We start from the raw sequence: 14470 nt of genomic DNA, 5'->3' as shown, positions 1-14470 counted from the left end.
CGGTGCGGCCAGGCCGGGCTCAGCCGCAGTCGGGGCGGCAGGCGCGCTGCGAGAGCGCATCGACGAGCACGATGCCGAGATCCTCCGGCCTCGTCGCCGAGTACGCCGCGCCGCCGGTCACCTCGGCGATGCGCTGCATCGCCTCGAGGTCGGTGTCGGGCCCGAAGCCGACCATGATGACGGGGACCGGTCGCTCGGGGTCCTGCCGTGCGGCGAGCTGCGAGAGCAGTTGGTCGAGCTCGAGGCCGCCCTCGTCCTCGTTGCGCCCGTCGGTGATGAGCAGCACCGAGTTCATCTTCTTCGGGTCGTAGCCCTCGCGAACGCGATCGACCGCGGCCAGCGTCGTGTCGTACAGGCCGGTCGCGCCGCCCAGTCGTTCCGGCAAGGAGGCCACCACCCCCATCACCTGCGCCGTGTGCCCCTCGTCCGCGAGCGGGGCGATGGGGGCGAGCTCCTCCCAGTCGCGCTCGCCGTCGCGCGCCGTCGAGAAGACCCAGACGCCGAGCTGCACCTCGCCGGAGAACTGGGCGAGGGCACCGCCGGCGGCCCGCTGGAACAGGTCGATCCGGCGCAAGCCGTCGCCCGCCGGGTCGGCCATCGACCCCGAGACGTCGATGACGGCGAGCATGCGGGAGCGGAGCGTCATGACGCCCCACTGCCGCAGCAGCTCCAGTTGGCCCGCACCGAGCGAATCCGCGGCGAGCGCGGTCTCGAGCACGGTGCCGGGGAACGGCAGCTCCGCGCTGACGCCCGAGGTCGTGATCGTGCCGGAGCCGTCCGGGCGACGGAGCCCGGCGTGCAGCAGCGGACCGGCCTCGGCCCTGAGCGCCGCCTCGAAGTCGACGATGCCGGTCGCGGTGTCCGCGTGGGCGGCTTCGATGGCGTCGGCCGAGCCGGAGCCGACCGGCGCCGGCACCCGCACGAAGGGGTAGTCGAGCACCACGGTGCCGTCGGCCGGATAGCTCGCGATCAGCAACTGCGCGGGGCGGTCGCGATTGTGGCGGGCGACCTCGGACTCGCTCATCACGACGACCGAGCCGGCCGCCGCCGAGGAGATCGCCGCGTCCGCCGAGGCGGGGATGACCCGGCCGAGCGCGAGCATCGCCGCGGCGAGCTGCCGGGGTTCCTCGGGAGCGGAGACCGCCTGCACCGCGGAGAGCGCGGCGAGACTGGCCGCGCTCGCCTCCGGGTCGGGCAGCAGCGCGGTGAGCGTCCGGTCGCGGATCGCCGACCAACTCGGTTCGACGGGGAGCGCGTCCGCCGCGGCGCTCGGGGTCGCGAGCACGATGGGCGACACGGCGACGGAGCCCTGCGAGTCGAGCACCGGCGCCTGCCGTCCGAACGCTTGGGCGAGTGCGCCGAGCCGGGCCACCCAGACGCTCGAGTCGGGGATCCATGCGTCGCCCGTGAAGGTGCCCGCGGCGAGCGCCGCGGCCGTGTCGGCGGAGTCCTGCGAGACGACCTCGGCGGCGAGGCACGCGTCCGCGTCGGCACCGAGGCGCTTCGCCGTCTCGCGTGCGGCGCCGGCGATCGACGGATCGGCCACGATGACGATCGCGCGCGGGGTCGGGCACCCCTCGGCGGCGGCGGGCGAGGCGGGCGGTGCGATCACCCCGCCCGCCCACAGCGCGCCGCCCGTGGCGATGAGCAGCACGGCGACGCCGCCGGTGATCAGGGCGCGCCGACGGCGAGGCGTGCCGGCGCTGCGGCGCTCGGCGCGTCTCGCGTCACGGCGCGATCGGGTTCCCGGTTCGGGTACCGGGTCGCTGTGTCGTCCCACGTGCACTCCAGGTGAGCGTCGGCCGCTTCGCCGCCGCCCCTCGAACGGGCTCCCCCGTTCGAGGGGGAAGAGAACGAGAACAGCATAGGGGATCGTGCGAGGATGGCACGACGGAGAACGTCATGGAACCGTTCCGCGATCGAGAACACGCCGGGCGCGTGCTCGGCGAGACCCTGCAGCACCGGCGAGCGAGCTGGCCGGAGCCGCTCGTCGTCGTGGGCATCCCCCGCGGGGGCGTGCCCGTCGCGGCGGAGGTGGCCGCTCGGCTCGCGGCGCCGCTCGAAGCGATCGTCGTGCGCAAGCTCGGCGTCCCCGGTCAGCCGGAGCTCGCGATGGGTGCGGTCGGGCAGGCCGGTGCCGGCGCCGGGGCGCGTGCGGCCGTGGTGTGGAACGACGACGTCGTCGAGGCGGTGGCCGTCGACGAGGCGGAGCTCGCCGCGATCGTCGCCCGCGAGTCCGCGGAGGTCGAGCGGCGCGCGGCCAGGTGGCGCACGGATGCCTCGGCCGCCGCGGTCCGCGATGCCACCGTCGTGCTCGTCGACGACGGGATCGCGACGGGCGCGACCGTCGCCGCCGCCGGACGTGTGCTCCGGGCGCTCGAGGCCGCGCGGCTGGTGCTCGCCGCCCCGGTCGCATCCCCGCAGGCGCTCGCCGAGCTCGACGGCTTCGACGAGTCGGTCGTGCTGTCTGCCCCGGCCGACTTCCGCGCGGTCGGCGCCTGGTACCTCGACTTCGCCCAGACGCCGGACGAGCTCGTCGACCAGCTGCTGCGCCGAACGCCGCCGGGGTGAATCGTCGGGCTCAGCTCAGCTCAGCTCAGCCGGGCCCGCACCGCCGTCGCGTCGAGCGCCTCGTCGGCGAGGACCTCGCTCGTGAACCCCGCACGCGCGAACAGCGCCGCGGAGCGCTCCGCCTGCCGCGCGCCGCACTCGATGACAACCGCACCGCCCGCTCGCAGCCATCGCGGGGACTCGACCGCGATCCTGCGGTGCAGCGCGAGCCCGTCGTGCCCGCCGTCGAGGGCGAGGCGGTGCTCGTGCTCGCGCGCCTCGGGCGGCATGTGCGCGATCTCGGCGCTCGGCACGTAGGGGGCGTTCACCGCGATGACGTCGAATCCGCCGAGGAGTCCGCTGGGCACGGCGTCGAAGAGATCGCCCTGGCGCACGACGCCGCCCGCCGGTTCGAGATTGCGGCGCGCGGCCGCGATCGCGACCTCGTCGAGATCGACCGCGAGGAGCCGCACCTCGGGCAGCGCTCGCTGCAGCACCGCCCCGATCGCGCCGACGCCGCAGCAGAGGTCGAGCACCGTCGCCGGTGGGGAGGCGCGGCGCGCGAGCCGCACGGCCTCGCGGGCGACGAGCAGGGTGCGCGCCCGTGGCACGAACGCGCCGGGTTCGAGCTGCAGCCGGAGGCCGTCGAACTCGGCCCAGCCGAGGAGCTGCTCCAGCGGCTCCCCCGCTTCGCGACGGGCGACGAGCCGCTCGAGTTCGCTCGCAGCCGCCGGGCGCGACGCCGCCACCGCATCGAGCAGCAGCGCGGCCTCCTCCTCGGCGTACACGCAGCCGGCGGCGCGGAGCCGCGCGGCGAGCGCGGCGAGATCCGGGACGGCGGGCGGGGTGGTCACGCCCCCATCATCCTCCCGCCCGCCCTGCGCGACCCGTCCACCCCGTACTTCGCGTGTTCGAGCGCTGGCGGATCGGCTCCCCCGCTGCCAGGCTGGGCTCATCATGCGCGTCTTCGAACTCGCCGGCCGCACGGCGCCGCGGGCGGCCGTGCTCGTCGAGGGCGACAGCGACGCCGTCGTCGTCGAACGACTGGCGGCCTCGCGAGGCATCCACTTCCACGGCGGGGCGGGCGGAGCCGCACTCGTGCCGATGCACGGCGTCACGAACATCCGCCGCGTGGTCGCCGAACTCCGGACCGCACATCCGCAGACGGCGTTGCTCGGACTCACCGACGCCCCCGAGGAGCGCGTCGTGGCGTCCGCGCTCGCCGAGGGCGGGGCGATGCCGGATCGCGACGGTCTCGCCGCGCGCGGCTTCTTCGTCTGCGTTCGCGACCTCGAGGACGAGCTCATCCGAGCCCTCGGCACCGATGCGGTCGAGGACGCGCTGCGGCAGATCGGCGACGCCGGCCGCTTCGCGAGGTTCCAGCGCCAGCCGGAGTGGCGCGACCGGGCGCGGGGCGATCAGCTGCATCGCTTCGCCGGCAGTGGCGCGGGGCGCAAGCGCGCCCTCGCGGCGCAGCTCGCCGAGCGTCTGGATGCCTCGACCACGCCCGAGCAGCTCCGTCGGCTCCTCGACCGCCTGGAGCTCGAGCTCGGGTGACTCAGCGCGCCGGCCACTCCTCGGCGAGCATGGCGTAGGTGAAGCCGTCGATCCAGCCGAGTTCAGCGTGCCAGGAGTCGCGCACGCCGTGCTGCTCGCGCCGCATCCCGAGTTTCTGCATCACCCGCCAGGAGCCGATGTTGTCGGCGAAGCAGCCCGCGGTGACGCGGCGCACTCCGAGCTCGTCAAAGGCGAGGCCCAGCAGTGCGCGAGCGATCTCGGTCGCGTGTCCGGCACCGGCGTGCGCCGGATCGATGAGATAGCCGAGGTCGGCCTCGGCGCCGCGCCACGGGCCATCGGGCACGTGACTCTGCCCCATCGCGTCGCTCAGCGAGAGCGAGCCGGTACCGACGACCTCGCCGTCGAGCAGGGCGATGGCGGAGTGGTCTTTCGGGTCGGCGATGCTCTCGAGCCACGCGGTGCGGAACGCCTCGGGCTCGACGGTGGTGTGCAGCAGCCAGCGGGTGACCTCCGGACGGTTGCGCCACTCCAGGACACGGTCGAGGAGTTCGGCGGTCGGCAGCCGCAGTTCGAGGCGGCCGGCGGGACGGGGCCAGGACACGTTCGCAGTCGTCATCGCCTCCCAGTCTGCCAGCGACCCCGACGGGCCGCAGCCGCGCGGGCCGCCGCAGCTACTTGACGAGCCGGGACAGCACCCGGTCTGCGAGCACCTTGCCCCCGGTCTGGCAGCCGGGGCAGTACTGGAAGGTCGAGTCGGCGAAGATCACCTGGCGGATGGTGGAGCCGCACACCGGGCAGCTCTGCCCCGTGCGCCCGTGGACGCGCAGGGCGCGGCGCTTCGCGTCCTTCAGCTCGGCCGGCGGCTTTCCGGAGGCCTCGGCCACCGCCTCGGCGAGCGTCTCGCGCATCGCGGTGTAAAGCTGCTCGACCTGCTGCGGCGTGAGCTTCGCGGCGAGGGCGTACGGCGACATGCGGGCGGCGTGCAGGATCTCGTCGGAGTAGGCGTTGCCGATGCCAGCGAACACGGATTGGTCGCGCAGCAGGCCCTTGATCTGCGTGCGGCGCCCGTCGAGCACGGCGGCGAAGTCGGCCAGAGTGAACTCGTCGGCCGTCGGGTCGGGGCCGAGTCTCGCGATGCCGGGCACCTCGGCGGGATCGCGGACGACGGAGACGGCGAGCGACTTCTTCGTGCCGGCCTCGGTGAGGTCGAAGCCGGAGCCGTCGTCGAGCCGCACCCGCAGCGCGAGCGGCGACTTGCCCGGCTTCACCGGGGTGGCGGGCAGCTCGTCGTACCAGCGCAGCCACCCGGCGCGGGCCAGATGGAACACGAGGTGCACCCCACCCGCGTCGAGGTCGACGAACTTGCCGTGCCTCGTGACCCGTTCGATGGTGCGCCCCTCGAGGGCCGACAACGGCGGGTCGAACGTCTTCAACGCGGCGATGGCGGCGACCCGCAGGGACGCGAAGGCGTGACCGACCGCGCGTTCGTCGAGGAACGCCGTCAGCGCCTGCACCTCGGGGAGCTCCGGCATGCCTCGATGCTGCCACCCGCCGCCGACATCCGGAAGCGCCCAGGCCCGGCGAGCGGATGCCGAGGCGAATGTCGGTGGGTGCTGAGACACTCTCAGCATGAACGAGATCGAGCTCCGGCAGACCCGCGAACTGCGGGTCGGCGACACGCTCGTGAACACCACGGGCCGCCACTACGAGATCACCCGCGTCCGACGCATCGGGCGAGGCATCCGCGTCGACTACACGACCGTCGACGGCGCGGCCGGGCGGTTCACGGCCGCGCCCGAAGCCACCGTCCGCGTCCTCGTCGCCCCGCTCTCCCACGCCGCGGCCTGAGCGCACGCGGCCGGCGTGCGCTTACCGCCGCCAGAGATTCAGCGCCGCCAGACGTACGGCGTCGTCGTCGACACCTTGACGAAGCCCGAGCGCTCCAGGATCGGCCGTGAGAACTCGGTCGAGTCGCTGGTGATGTGCGTCTTGCCCTGCGCGAGCGCCGAGCGCGCCCGCGCCGAGGTGAGCGCCCGGTAGATGCCGCGCCCGCGCCACTCCTCGCGGGTCGCCCCGCCCCAGATGCCGGCGAACCGCGTGCCGGGCACGGGCTCGATCCGGCCGGCGCTGACGAAGCGGCCGTCGACCTCGGCGACCCACTCCTCGACGCCGTCCCCTCGGGTGAGCTTGCGGAGGAGCTCGTCCGCCCGGGCCTCTGAGACGGGGCCGCCGAACACCTCGTCCTGCATCGCACTCGCCGCGCGCACCTCGCGCTCCTCGACGACACGACGGATCACCACCCCGGGCGGCAGCTCGACGTCGACGGCGAGCTTCGTCGCCTCGCCGATCATGATCGACTCGGGGTCCTCGGGCACGAAGCCGTGCGCGAGCAGCGCCTCGTGGAGCCCGGGCGCTGCATCGTGGCCGCGCGTCTTCCACTCCGCCTCGACGACCCGCCCGTCCGCGGCGAAGCGCCGTGCGACCTCGGCGACGAGTTCGCCGATGCGTCCGGCCGTGGCGCCGCCGAGGTCCCGATAGCTGACGAAGCCGCGACCCCCGGCGAAGCGGGCGACGAAGAGCGGACCGAGACGATCGACCGCCTCCGCCTCGCGGACCTCGGCCTCCGTGCGGAGCTCGTCGTCATAGGCCAGGAGCAGTTCGGCGCGTTCGTCCACCCCGCCATGCTCGGCGATCGCGGGCCGCCGAGGCAAACCGGTCGGCGCAGCGCCTCAGCGCTGGGACGGCTCCGGCAGCAGCTCGCCGCCCGTCTGACAGCTCGGGCAGTACTGGCCGACGGTGCTCGCGAAGGCGAAGTCCCGGATGGTGCCGCCGCACTCCGGGCACGGCTGCCCCGTTCGGCCGTGGACCCGCATCGCGGCGACCTTGGCGGCCTTGAGCCCGCCGATCGGGATGCCCCGCCGCGCCGCGATGGCCTCGGTGATCTCGCCCACCGTCGCCTCGAACAGGGCGTCGAGCTCCGCGCCTGACAGGCTCGCCGCGTGCGCCACCGGCGAGCGTCTGGCTCGCAAGAGGATCTCGTCGGAATAGGCATTGCCGATGCCCGCGATCGACTCCTGCTCCTGCAGCACGGCCTTCGTCTGCTTGCGCCGGCCGGCGAACGCCCGGTCGAAGTCGTCGCGCGAGTACCCGGGAGCTGCCGGGTCCGGCCCGAGCTTCGCGATCGCGGAAACCTCCGCCGGATCGTCGACCACCGACAGGCCGAGCGACACCCAGCCCCCGGCGTCGGTGAGTTCGAGCGCCGGCCCCTCGTCGAAGCCGATCGTGAACAGGACCGGGGGCGCATCGGCCGCGGCATCCGCCCCGCCCCAGCGCGCCCAGCCGTGCCGGCCGAGCGAGACGACGAGATGCCGGCCGTCGTCGAAGCGGAGATCGACGTGCTTGCCATGTCGGGCGACGCTGGCGACCCGCGCGCCGACGAGGTCCGCCGGCGGTCGCGGCCGGGTCTTCACGGCCCGGAACTCGAGCACGTCGACCTCGCGGACGACGCGGCCGACGATGCGCTCGCCCAGCTCCTCGACGAGCGCCTGCACCTCTGGCGACTCCGGCATGGGGCCACCCTCTCACGTCCCGCCGACGGCGTCACGCGAGGGGTGGCCCACCGGGTCACTCCGCGCCGAAGTCGAGCGACTCCTCGGCGACGGCGATCACCGACCAGGTGCCGCCGTCGGCGTCGGTGAACTCGTAGGCGGGGACGACGACCACGCTGCCGTCCGGCTGCCACTGGCTCGCGAGCCCGAGGCGGGCGTCGACGATGCGTACCTCGGTGACGGGCCAGGCGACCGCGGCGCCCTGCGCGGGCGTCGCGGGCGGAGCGGTCGGCGGCACCCAGGTCTCGCTCTCCGTGGCCGCGTCGGCTCGCAGCACGTCGACGACGCCGGTGCGCTGCGCGCCGAAGCGCGGGTCGGAGAGGCGGCCGAACGCCTCGTCCGCGCTCACCACCGGGTACTCGCCGAGCCCGATGATCGGGGCGAGACCGCCCGACACCGAGACGATCCCATCTTCGGCCAGCTCGAGCGTCCAGCCCTGGTCGAGCCGCTGCCCGTCGACGATCGGCCAGGCCTGCGCCGTCCGGGTGACCGCGCCTTCCCAGGTCTCAGAGCCGAAGGCGAACGACGAGGCGTCCCGCCCACTCGCGGTGATGATCGAGCGCAGTGCGTCGATCGCGGCGTCCTCGCTCGGCAGCGCGCCGCTCGGCTCGCACGCGGCGTCGGCCGGGCAGTTCCACGGCGAGATCGCCGGGTCGGAGTACCAGAAGCTCAGTGTCCCGTCCAGATTGACCCAGAGAGAGGGGGCCGTGCCGTCCTGCGCTCCGACCGTCCAGGAGCCGTCCTTCAGCACCGGTTCGCCGTCGATCCCGAGCGAGGCCGCGAGCGCGCCGATCGTCGCGGGGTCTGCGGCCGCGCCGGGGTCGTAGCCGTAGCCCGCTGCGCGACCCGCCTCCGTCGACAATCCGGAGGAGGTGAAGTGGTTGCGTCCCCAGCCCCACGGCATCATGAGGGCGCTCGCCCCGGTTCCCGCCATCGCCTTGTCCTGCGCCATCTCGGGCTGACCGGCGCCGGGCTGGAGCGGTGCACCGTTCTGCGCTCCGCCCTGACTGTTCGGGAGCGAGATCGGGGGCGCCCCTGCGAGCGTGCTGCCATTGTCGCCGCCGAGCGCCGCCACCGCGTAGCCGGCGCCGCCGCCGAGCACGAGCATCGACGCGGCGACCGCGGCGATCGGCAACCAGCGCAGCCGCCGCTTCGCCCGCGCACTGCCGAGTTCGGCGACCGGGGCGGCCGTCGCGGCCATCGCCTGCGCGGCGGTCTCCTCGGCGAAGCCGGCTCGCGGCTCGAGCCCGGCGGCCGGGTCTGCGCCACGCAGCCGCGCCATCGGGTCCTGTTCGTCGTGCGTCTCGTCGTTCATGTCTTCGCCTCTCCTTGCGGGGCCGGGGCCGCCGTCATCTGGGATATGTCGTGGGGGCGCCGGAGCTTGCAGCGCTCGGGATATGCCGGCTCGCGGCCCGGTCCGGCGGCTCGGGCACCGGAGCCGGCGGCAGGGGGTCAGAACGCCAGCCGCTCGCCCCAGGCCTCACGGAGCCGCGCCCGGGCGCGGGAGAGCGCGGCGTCCGCGCCGGAACGGCTGATGCCGAGCACCGCCGCCAGCTCCGCTCCGTCGAGCCCTTCCCAGGCGTGGAGCAGGAGGATGCGCCGATCCCGCTCGCCGACGCTCTCGAGCGCGCCACGGAGTTCGGCGTCGAAGAGCAGGCTCAGCTCCGGATCTTCGGCGACCGCGCTGGTCCCCCGCTCCGGCACGGTCTCGACCGGCAGGTCGACGAGCTTTCGCCGGTGGTTCGCGAGCGTGAAGCCCGCCGTGCGATACAGCCACGGCAGCACGGCCTCGCGGGGGATGTCGGCCCGTCGACGCCAGGCGGTCGCGAACACCTCGGCCGCGAGGTCCTCCGCATCCTGGCGGGGACCGCGGCGAGCGAAGTAGCGGACGAGGGCTCCGGCGTACTCGCGGACGACGCCCTCGAACCAGCCGCGCTCGTCGAGTGGTTCGGGCGCACTCGCCGAAGCGTCGGGCTCGGCGCGTCCCTCCGAGTCCTCGGGCATGGGCTCCCCTTCGTCCGGGGCGATCTCGTCGGTGCTCACACGCTTCACGCCCTGTCTGTGTCGCCTCCGGCGAGAGTCTTGCACGACATCGCGGATTCGCGACGGACGCGGCGGGGCCGCGCCGGTATCGTCGACGGCGATGGACTTCACCACGACGATCACCGCCCTGCGCCGAGCGGGATGGGGCTTCGAGCCGCCGCTCGACGAGCAGCGCCCGGTCCCCAGCTCGCTCCTCGGCTTCCCCGCCGCCTTCGGCGCCTGGACCGTCGCGTTCAGCCGGCTCGCCAACGCGGACGACACCGTCTGGTTCCTCTCGGTCGAGGACTACCGCGGCACGGCCGACTCCGCGTTCGCCTGGAACGAGTTCGAGAAGCTCAGCCTCGACGCCGCCGTCGACCCCGATCAGACCGCCGCCGTCGCCGCATTCTGGGCCGGGCATCTCCCGGTGCTCCTCTCGGTGGGTGGCGACTACGAGTACCTCGCCATCCGCTCGGACGGCCGGATCGTGCACGGCGGCGGGCCGGAGTTCGAGGAGACGAGCGTCGTCGCCGACGACTTCGAGGCGCTGCTCACCGAGCTGGCCGAGCCGGGCGGCCCGAGACATCCGCTCGTTCGCGCGCTCTTCCCGGAGCTCGCGGACTCCCGCGAGTCGTAGCGCGGGCCGGCGGAGCAGACCGTATGCGCGGGCGGGCATACCGGCCCACGTACCGTTGGTGGATGCTTCGACGACTCGCCTCCCGTGTCTACTGGGCCTGCAGCCGGTGGACGCTCACCGGGTCGCCCGCGCCCGCGCAGCCGACCGTGCTGATCGGTGCCCCGCACACCTCGAACTGGGACTTCGTGCTCATGCTCGCCATCGCTTGGCGGCTCGGCATCGACGTGCGCTGGCTCGGCAAGAAGAGTCTCTTCAGCGGCTGGCGCGGCCCGATCATGCGGCGCCTCGGCGGCATCCCGGTGGACCGCGCCGATCCCGCCCGCGTCGTCGACGAGGTCGTCGCCGAGGTGCGGGCCGGCAAGGTGTTCGGCCTCGTCGTGACGCCCGACGGCACGCGCGGGCCGCACGAGTACTGGAAGTCCGGCTTCGCCCGCATCGCCAGGGCGACGGGGATGCCGGTGACCCTCGGCTTCGTCGACCGCACCACGATGACCACCGGACTCGGGCCGACCTTCGCGCTCGGCGACGATCTCGGCGCCGACATGGACCGCATCCGCGCGTTCTACGCCGACAAGGCGGGGCTCCGCCCCGAGCACCGCGTCGAGCCGCGGCTCCGCGAGGAGCTCGCGCTGCGCTGACCCTCAGCCGAGTTCGGCCCGGCGGAGCGCCTCGCTCGTCACGCCGGGCATGAGCAGCACGGCGGCGAGCGCGAGTCCGACGGCCGCGATCACGAAGGTCGGCTGCAGCCCGAACGCGGACGCGAGCAGTCCGCCGGCGAGACCGCCAAACGGGACGGCGCCGAGCACGATCAGCCGGTACGCGGCGGTCACCCGCCCGAGCAGCGCGTCCGGCACCGCCGCCTGGCGCAGGGTCGAAACGACGATCTGGTTGCACGCCGTCGCGACGGCCGCGAGGAACATGCCGACCAGCACGAGCACGAGATTCGCGCTCAGGCCGAGCACGGCGAAACTCGCCGCCGGCACGAGCGCGGCGGCCCACATCACGGGCCCGCCGCCGATCCGCGGGATGACGCGCTCCGCGACGAGCGAGCCGAGGATGGCGCCCGCCGCGGGAACCGCGATGAACAGGCCGTACCAGGCCTCCGGCACCCCGAGCGGCCCGGTCGCGAGCAGCACGAGGATCGCCCCGGTGGCGGTGCCGAAGAAGTTGAAGGATGCCGAGATGAGCGCGACCCGGCGCAGCAGCCGATGCCGCCAGAAGTGCCCCCATCCCGCCGCGATGTCGGCGGCCATGGAGCTCGGCCTGGGCGGCGGACCGTCCGTCTCGGCGTCGGTGGCGTGCGTCCTGTGTGCCGCCGGCCGGAGCTGCGGCAGCAGCAGCGCGGCCGCCGCCGCGACGGCGAAGAGGCCGGCGCTCGTGAAGAACGCGAGCGTCGCCGCCACCGCCATGAGCATCGAGCCGATCGGCGGCCCGACGAAGGTGTTCACGACCGATTGGGTCGCGAAGAGGCGCCCGTTCGCGCGTTCGAGCTGCGCCCGCGGCACGAGCCGCGGCGGCACCGTCAGCGCGGCGTTGTCGACGATCGTCTCCGCGGTGCCGGCTACGAAGACGGCGGTATAGAGGAGCCACACGTTCTGCCAGCCGACCGCGACCGAGGTGGCGAGCAGGGCGAAGCCGAGCGCTCGGAGGAGGTTGCCGGCGACGAGGAGCGTGCGCCGGTCCATCCGGTCGGTGAGGGCGCCGGCGGGCAGCGTGAACACGAGCCAGGGCAGGAACTGCACGACGGTCATCCCCGCCACGATCACGGGGTCGCGGGTGAGCGAGGCCACGAGCAGGGGCGCGGCCGCGGCGAGGATGCCGTCGGCGGTGTTGGACGTCGCCTGCGAGGCCCAGAGGGCGGCGAAGCCGGAGCGCTTCGGCATCCGCTAACTCCCTATCAAGGTTATGATCATTAGCAAGAACGTAGCAGAGGGAGAGAGGAGCGCGCGATGCGGATGCCGGAACTCGCCGTCTCCCGAATCGGCGGCGATGTCGCGCTCGACTTCTGCAACACCGTGGACTGGCGGCTCGACCCCGAGCGCCGCGGTGAGCGCCTGCGAAGCTACTCGCACGTGCTCGCCTGGCTCGAGCGCGTCGAGCTGCTCACCCCGACTGCGGCCGAGCGCCTCGCCGAACTCGCCGACGCCGATCCCTCGGCCGCGGCGGCCGAGCACACCGGCATCCTGGCGCTCCGCGACGACAGCTACGCCGCGCTCACCGGCGAGGCGAGCTCGCCCGTCGCACTCGAGCGGGAGCTGCCACTCGCGCACGCGGCGAGCCGCCTCGAGCGCAGCGCGGACGGCACCTGGGCCCGGCACCCGCGCACGCTGGAGCTCGGCACCCCGCGGCACCTGCTCGCGCTCGAGTTCGCCCGGCTCTTCGCCTCCCCCGCGCTCTCGGCCTTCCATCGCTGCGAGGACCGGCACTGCGGCTGGGTCTTCCTCGACACCTCCCGCCAGCACAACCGCCGGTGGTGCAGCTCCGCCGATTGCGGCAATCGCAACCGCGTGCGCGCCCACGCCGAACGAGTCCGGCGCGAGGCGGCGTCGCGGGCCTGACCTCCGCCCATGGCAGATCGCGCACCGGCTCGTCAAGCAGCTGCGGCCGGCACCCCCGCTCGGCGATGATGGGCGGGTGCGAAGCTCCGTGAACGGTGTGCAGTCACCCGGCGGTCGTACGGCGAGACGGCTCCTGCTGGGCGTCGTCGCCTGCCTCGCCGCCCTCTCCCTCGCCGCGTGCGGCATGCAGGTGCCGAGCGACCCGGACGGCACGCTCGACCGGGTCAGCGGCGGTGAGCTCCGCGTCGGGGCCGTCGAGGAGCCGGGACTCGTCGAGACAGCGGGACCGAGCCCCGAGGGGCCGCTCCCCGAGCTCGTCCGCGGCTTCGCCGACACCATCGACGCACGGGTGACGTGGCGGGTCGGCAGCGAGGAGACGCTCGTCACCGCGCTGGAGGACGGCGAGCTCGACCTGGTGATCGGCGGGTTCACCGACCAGACCCCGTGGATCGAGCGGGCGGGCCTCACGCGCGGATACCGGGACATCGAGCACGCCGACGGACGCAGCCTCGTGCTGCTCGTGCCGATGGGCGAGAACGCGTTCCTCTCGGCATTGGAGCGCTCCCTCGACGAGGAGGTCGGCGGATGACCCGGCCGAGCAGTGCGCAGTTCGGCCGCACCGACCTGCCGGAGACGCAGCGGATCGCGCTCAAGAAGGCGATCCGCTGGGAGCTGTTCACGATCGTATACACCTCGATCACGATCACCGTCGTCGCCTTCGTCGTCGGCGGATCGCAGGCGATGCGCACCGCCTGGATCGAGGACATGCTGTCGCTCCTCCCCCAGCTCGCGTTCCTCACCGCGGTCATCTTCGTGCGCCGGCGGCCGACGGTGAAGCATCCCTACGGCCTGCACCGCGCGATGGGCGTGGGCCACCTCGTCGCCGGCATCGCGCTGCTCGCCGTGGGCCTCAACCTCGCCGTCGAGGCCGTGACCGGCCTCATCGCCGCCGAGCATCCCACGATCGGCACCGTTCAGCTGTTCGGCCAGGCGGTCTGGCTCGGCTGGCTCATGATCGCCGTGATGGTGATCGTCGTCGTCGGCCCCGTGTTCATCTACGGCCCGGCGAAGGCGAAGCTCGCGCCGGTGCTGCACAACAAGCTGCTCTACGCCGACGCCGACATGGCGAAAGCCGACTGGCAGACGAACGCGGCGTCCATCGTCGGCGTGCTCGGCATCGGGCTCGGCATCTGGTGGCTCGACGGCGCCGCCGCGCTCTTCATCTCGATCGGGATCGTCTGGGACGGCGTGCGCAACACCAAGGGCGCGGTCATCGACCTCATGGACCAGCGTGCGCGCAGCTATGACGACAAGCAGCCGCATCCGCTCGCGGGCGAGATCACCCGGTACCTGCGAGGCCTGCCCTGGGTGCTGGACGCCGGCGTGCGGCTGCGCGACGAGGGGCAGGTCTTCCACGTCGAGGCGTTCGTCGTGCCGCGACGCGCCAGAGTGCGCACGGAGACGCTCTCCGCGGCCTCGAAAGGCATCGCCCGGCTCGACTGGAAGGTGCAGGACGTCGTGGTGGTGCCGGTCGAAAAGCTGCCGAGCGAGGCCGATCGCGCGCTCGGCGCCTGAGT

General features: G+C 73.8%; 17 protein-coding genes. 8 read left to right on the top strand and 9 right to left on the bottom strand.

Annotated features, from left to right (window positions below):
* Nucleotides 1–19: 19 nt before the first annotated feature.
* The gene (locus tag QSJ60_RS08655; RefSeq protein ID WP_285463328.1) at nucleotides 20–1780 is read right to left on the bottom strand and encodes a VWA domain-containing protein; all 1761 of its coding nucleotides are present in this window, start codon (nucleotides 1778–1780) and stop codon (nucleotides 20–22) included.
* Nucleotides 1781–1902: 122 nt separating this feature from the next.
* On the opposite strand from QSJ60_RS08655, the gene QSJ60_RS08650 reads away from it, so the two are divergent.
* Nucleotides 1903–2571 (top strand): phosphoribosyltransferase, encoded by a 669-nt coding sequence (locus QSJ60_RS08650; protein WP_285463327.1) that lies wholly within the window; start codon nucleotides 1903–1905, stop codon nucleotides 2569–2571.
* Between the two features lie 20 nt (nucleotides 2572–2591).
* Here the strand turns inward: QSJ60_RS08650 and QSJ60_RS08645 are convergent, their stop codons facing one another.
* The gene (locus QSJ60_RS08645) at nucleotides 2592–3404 is read right to left on the bottom strand and encodes a putative protein N(5)-glutamine methyltransferase (RefSeq protein WP_285463326.1); all 813 of its coding nucleotides are present in this window, start codon (nucleotides 3402–3404) and stop codon (nucleotides 2592–2594) included.
* A 103-nt stretch (nucleotides 3405–3507) separates the two neighbouring features.
* On the opposite strand from QSJ60_RS08645, the gene QSJ60_RS08640 reads away from it, so the two are divergent.
* Entirely contained in the window at nucleotides 3508–4107 is a 600-nt protein-coding gene (locus QSJ60_RS08640) for a hypothetical protein (RefSeq protein WP_285463324.1), read from the top strand.
* A 1-nt stretch (nucleotide 4108) separates the two neighbouring features.
* On the opposite strand, the gene QSJ60_RS08635 is transcribed toward QSJ60_RS08640, so the two are convergent.
* Entirely contained in the window at nucleotides 4109–4684 is a 576-nt protein-coding gene (locus QSJ60_RS08635) for a GNAT family N-acetyltransferase (protein ID WP_285463322.1), read from the bottom strand.
* Nucleotides 4685–4739: 55 nt separating this feature from the next.
* On the bottom strand, nucleotides 4740–5600 hold the full coding sequence (locus QSJ60_RS08630) for an Fpg/Nei family DNA glycosylase (RefSeq protein ID WP_285463321.1): 861 nt from the start codon (nucleotides 5598–5600) through the stop codon (nucleotides 4740–4742).
* A 97-nt stretch (nucleotides 5601–5697) separates the two neighbouring features.
* Between QSJ60_RS08630 and QSJ60_RS08625 the strand changes: the two genes are divergently transcribed.
* Complete coding sequence (locus tag QSJ60_RS08625; RefSeq protein WP_230766246.1) at nucleotides 5698–5916, top strand: hypothetical protein; 219 nt, start codon at nucleotides 5698–5700, stop codon at nucleotides 5914–5916.
* A gap of 38 nt (nucleotides 5917–5954) precedes the next feature.
* Here the strand turns inward: QSJ60_RS08625 and QSJ60_RS08620 are convergent, their stop codons facing one another.
* The 4 genes from QSJ60_RS08620 to QSJ60_RS08605 form a co-directional block, all read right to left on the bottom strand.
* A complete protein-coding gene (locus QSJ60_RS08620; protein ID WP_285463320.1) occupies nucleotides 5955–6743 on the bottom strand; it encodes a GNAT family N-acetyltransferase in 789 nt (262 codons plus the stop codon).
* Between the two features lie 54 nt (nucleotides 6744–6797).
* Entirely contained in the window at nucleotides 6798–7637 is an 840-nt protein-coding gene (locus QSJ60_RS08615) for a DNA-formamidopyrimidine glycosylase family protein (RefSeq protein WP_285463319.1), read from the bottom strand.
* Nucleotides 7638–7692: 55 nt separating this feature from the next.
* The gene (locus tag QSJ60_RS08610; protein ID WP_285463318.1) at nucleotides 7693–8991 is read right to left on the bottom strand and encodes a hypothetical protein; all 1299 of its coding nucleotides are present in this window, start codon (nucleotides 8989–8991) and stop codon (nucleotides 7693–7695) included.
* A 137-nt stretch (nucleotides 8992–9128) separates the two neighbouring features.
* Nucleotides 9129–9680 carry an RNA polymerase sigma factor gene (locus tag QSJ60_RS08605; RefSeq protein ID WP_285463317.1) on the bottom strand — a complete coding sequence of 184 codons (552 nt, stop codon included), beginning with the start codon at nucleotides 9678–9680 and terminating at the stop codon, nucleotides 9129–9131.
* Between the two features lie 139 nt (nucleotides 9681–9819).
* On the opposite strand from QSJ60_RS08605, the gene QSJ60_RS08600 reads away from it, so the two are divergent.
* Together QSJ60_RS08600 and QSJ60_RS08595 are read left to right on the top strand one after the other, a co-directional pair.
* Entirely contained in the window at nucleotides 9820–10335 is a 516-nt protein-coding gene (locus tag QSJ60_RS08600) for a hypothetical protein (RefSeq protein ID WP_285463316.1), read from the top strand.
* Nucleotides 10336–10397: 62 nt separating this feature from the next.
* Entirely contained in the window at nucleotides 10398–10973 is a 576-nt protein-coding gene (locus QSJ60_RS08595) for a 1-acyl-sn-glycerol-3-phosphate acyltransferase (protein ID WP_285463315.1), read from the top strand.
* 3 nt (nucleotides 10974–10976) lie between these two features.
* Here the strand turns inward: QSJ60_RS08595 and QSJ60_RS08590 are convergent, their stop codons facing one another.
* Nucleotides 10977–12218, bottom strand: coding sequence for an MFS transporter (locus tag QSJ60_RS08590; RefSeq protein WP_285463314.1), 1242 nt, complete (start codon nucleotides 12216–12218; stop codon nucleotides 10977–10979).
* 66 nt (nucleotides 12219–12284) lie between these two features.
* Here QSJ60_RS08590 and QSJ60_RS08585 point away from each other — a divergent pair, with 66 nt between their 5' ends.
* From QSJ60_RS08585 to QSJ60_RS08575, 3 genes are all read left to right on the top strand, one after another.
* Nucleotides 12285–12893, top strand: coding sequence for a CGNR zinc finger domain-containing protein (locus QSJ60_RS08585; protein WP_285463313.1), 609 nt, complete (start codon nucleotides 12285–12287; stop codon nucleotides 12891–12893).
* A 76-nt stretch (nucleotides 12894–12969) separates the two neighbouring features.
* Nucleotides 12970–13482, top strand: coding sequence for a transglycosylase SLT domain-containing protein (locus QSJ60_RS08580; RefSeq protein ID WP_285463312.1), 513 nt, complete (start codon nucleotides 12970–12972; stop codon nucleotides 13480–13482).
* On the top strand, nucleotides 13479–14468 hold the full coding sequence (locus tag QSJ60_RS08575) for a cation efflux transmembrane domain-containing protein (protein WP_285463311.1): 990 nt from the start codon (nucleotides 13479–13481) through the stop codon (nucleotides 14466–14468). Before QSJ60_RS08580 ends, QSJ60_RS08575 begins: the two co-directional genes overlap by 4 nt.
* Nucleotides 14469–14470: the final 2 nt, after the last annotated feature.

This window comes from Agromyces sp. NBRC 114283 (assembly GCF_030268405.1).
Taxonomy (GTDB): domain Bacteria; phylum Actinomycetota; class Actinomycetes; order Actinomycetales; family Microbacteriaceae; genus Agromyces; species Agromyces mediolanus.
The sequence above is the reverse complement of the archived record's forward strand: the minus strand, read 5'-3'. Positions and strand labels throughout refer to the sequence as shown.

What these genes read in the sequence shown, in the direction of transcription:
- QSJ60_RS08650 (WP_285463327.1), top strand. Translation starts at nt 1,903, where the DNA reads ATGGAACCGTTCCGCGATCGAGAACACGCCGGGCGCGTGCTCGGCGAG.
- QSJ60_RS08640 (WP_285463324.1), top strand. Translation starts at nt 3,508, where the DNA reads ATGCGCGTCTTCGAACTCGCCGGCCGCACGGCGCCGCGGGCGGCCGTG.
- QSJ60_RS08635 (WP_285463322.1), bottom strand. Translation starts at nt 4,684, where the DNA reads ATGACGACTGCGAACGTGTCCTGGCCCCGTCCCGCCGGCCGCCTCGAA.
- QSJ60_RS08630 (WP_285463321.1), bottom strand. Translation starts at nt 5,600, where the DNA reads ATGCCGGAGCTCCCCGAGGTGCAGGCGCTGACGGCGTTCCTCGACGAA.
- QSJ60_RS08625 (WP_230766246.1), top strand. Translation starts at nt 5,698, where the DNA reads ATGAACGAGATCGAGCTCCGGCAGACCCGCGAACTGCGGGTCGGCGAC.
- QSJ60_RS08615 (WP_285463319.1), bottom strand. Translation starts at nt 7,637, where the DNA reads ATGCCGGAGTCGCCAGAGGTGCAGGCGCTCGTCGAGGAGCTGGGCGAG.
- QSJ60_RS08610 (WP_285463318.1), bottom strand. Translation starts at nt 8,991, where the DNA reads ATGAACGACGAGACGCACGACGAACAGGACCCGATGGCGCGGCTGCGT.
- QSJ60_RS08605 (WP_285463317.1), bottom strand. Translation starts at nt 9,680, where the DNA reads ATGCCCGAGGACTCGGAGGGACGCGCCGAGCCCGACGCTTCGGCGAGT.
- QSJ60_RS08600 (WP_285463316.1), top strand. Translation starts at nt 9,820, where the DNA reads ATGGACTTCACCACGACGATCACCGCCCTGCGCCGAGCGGGATGGGGC.
- QSJ60_RS08595 (WP_285463315.1), top strand. Translation starts at nt 10,398, where the DNA reads ATGCTTCGACGACTCGCCTCCCGTGTCTACTGGGCCTGCAGCCGGTGG.
- QSJ60_RS08590 (WP_285463314.1), bottom strand. Translation starts at nt 12,218, where the DNA reads ATGCCGAAGCGCTCCGGCTTCGCCGCCCTCTGGGCCTCGCAGGCGACG.
- QSJ60_RS08585 (WP_285463313.1), top strand. Translation starts at nt 12,285, where the DNA reads ATGCGGATGCCGGAACTCGCCGTCTCCCGAATCGGCGGCGATGTCGCG.
- QSJ60_RS08575 (WP_285463311.1), top strand. Translation starts at nt 13,479, where the DNA reads ATGACCCGGCCGAGCAGTGCGCAGTTCGGCCGCACCGACCTGCCGGAG.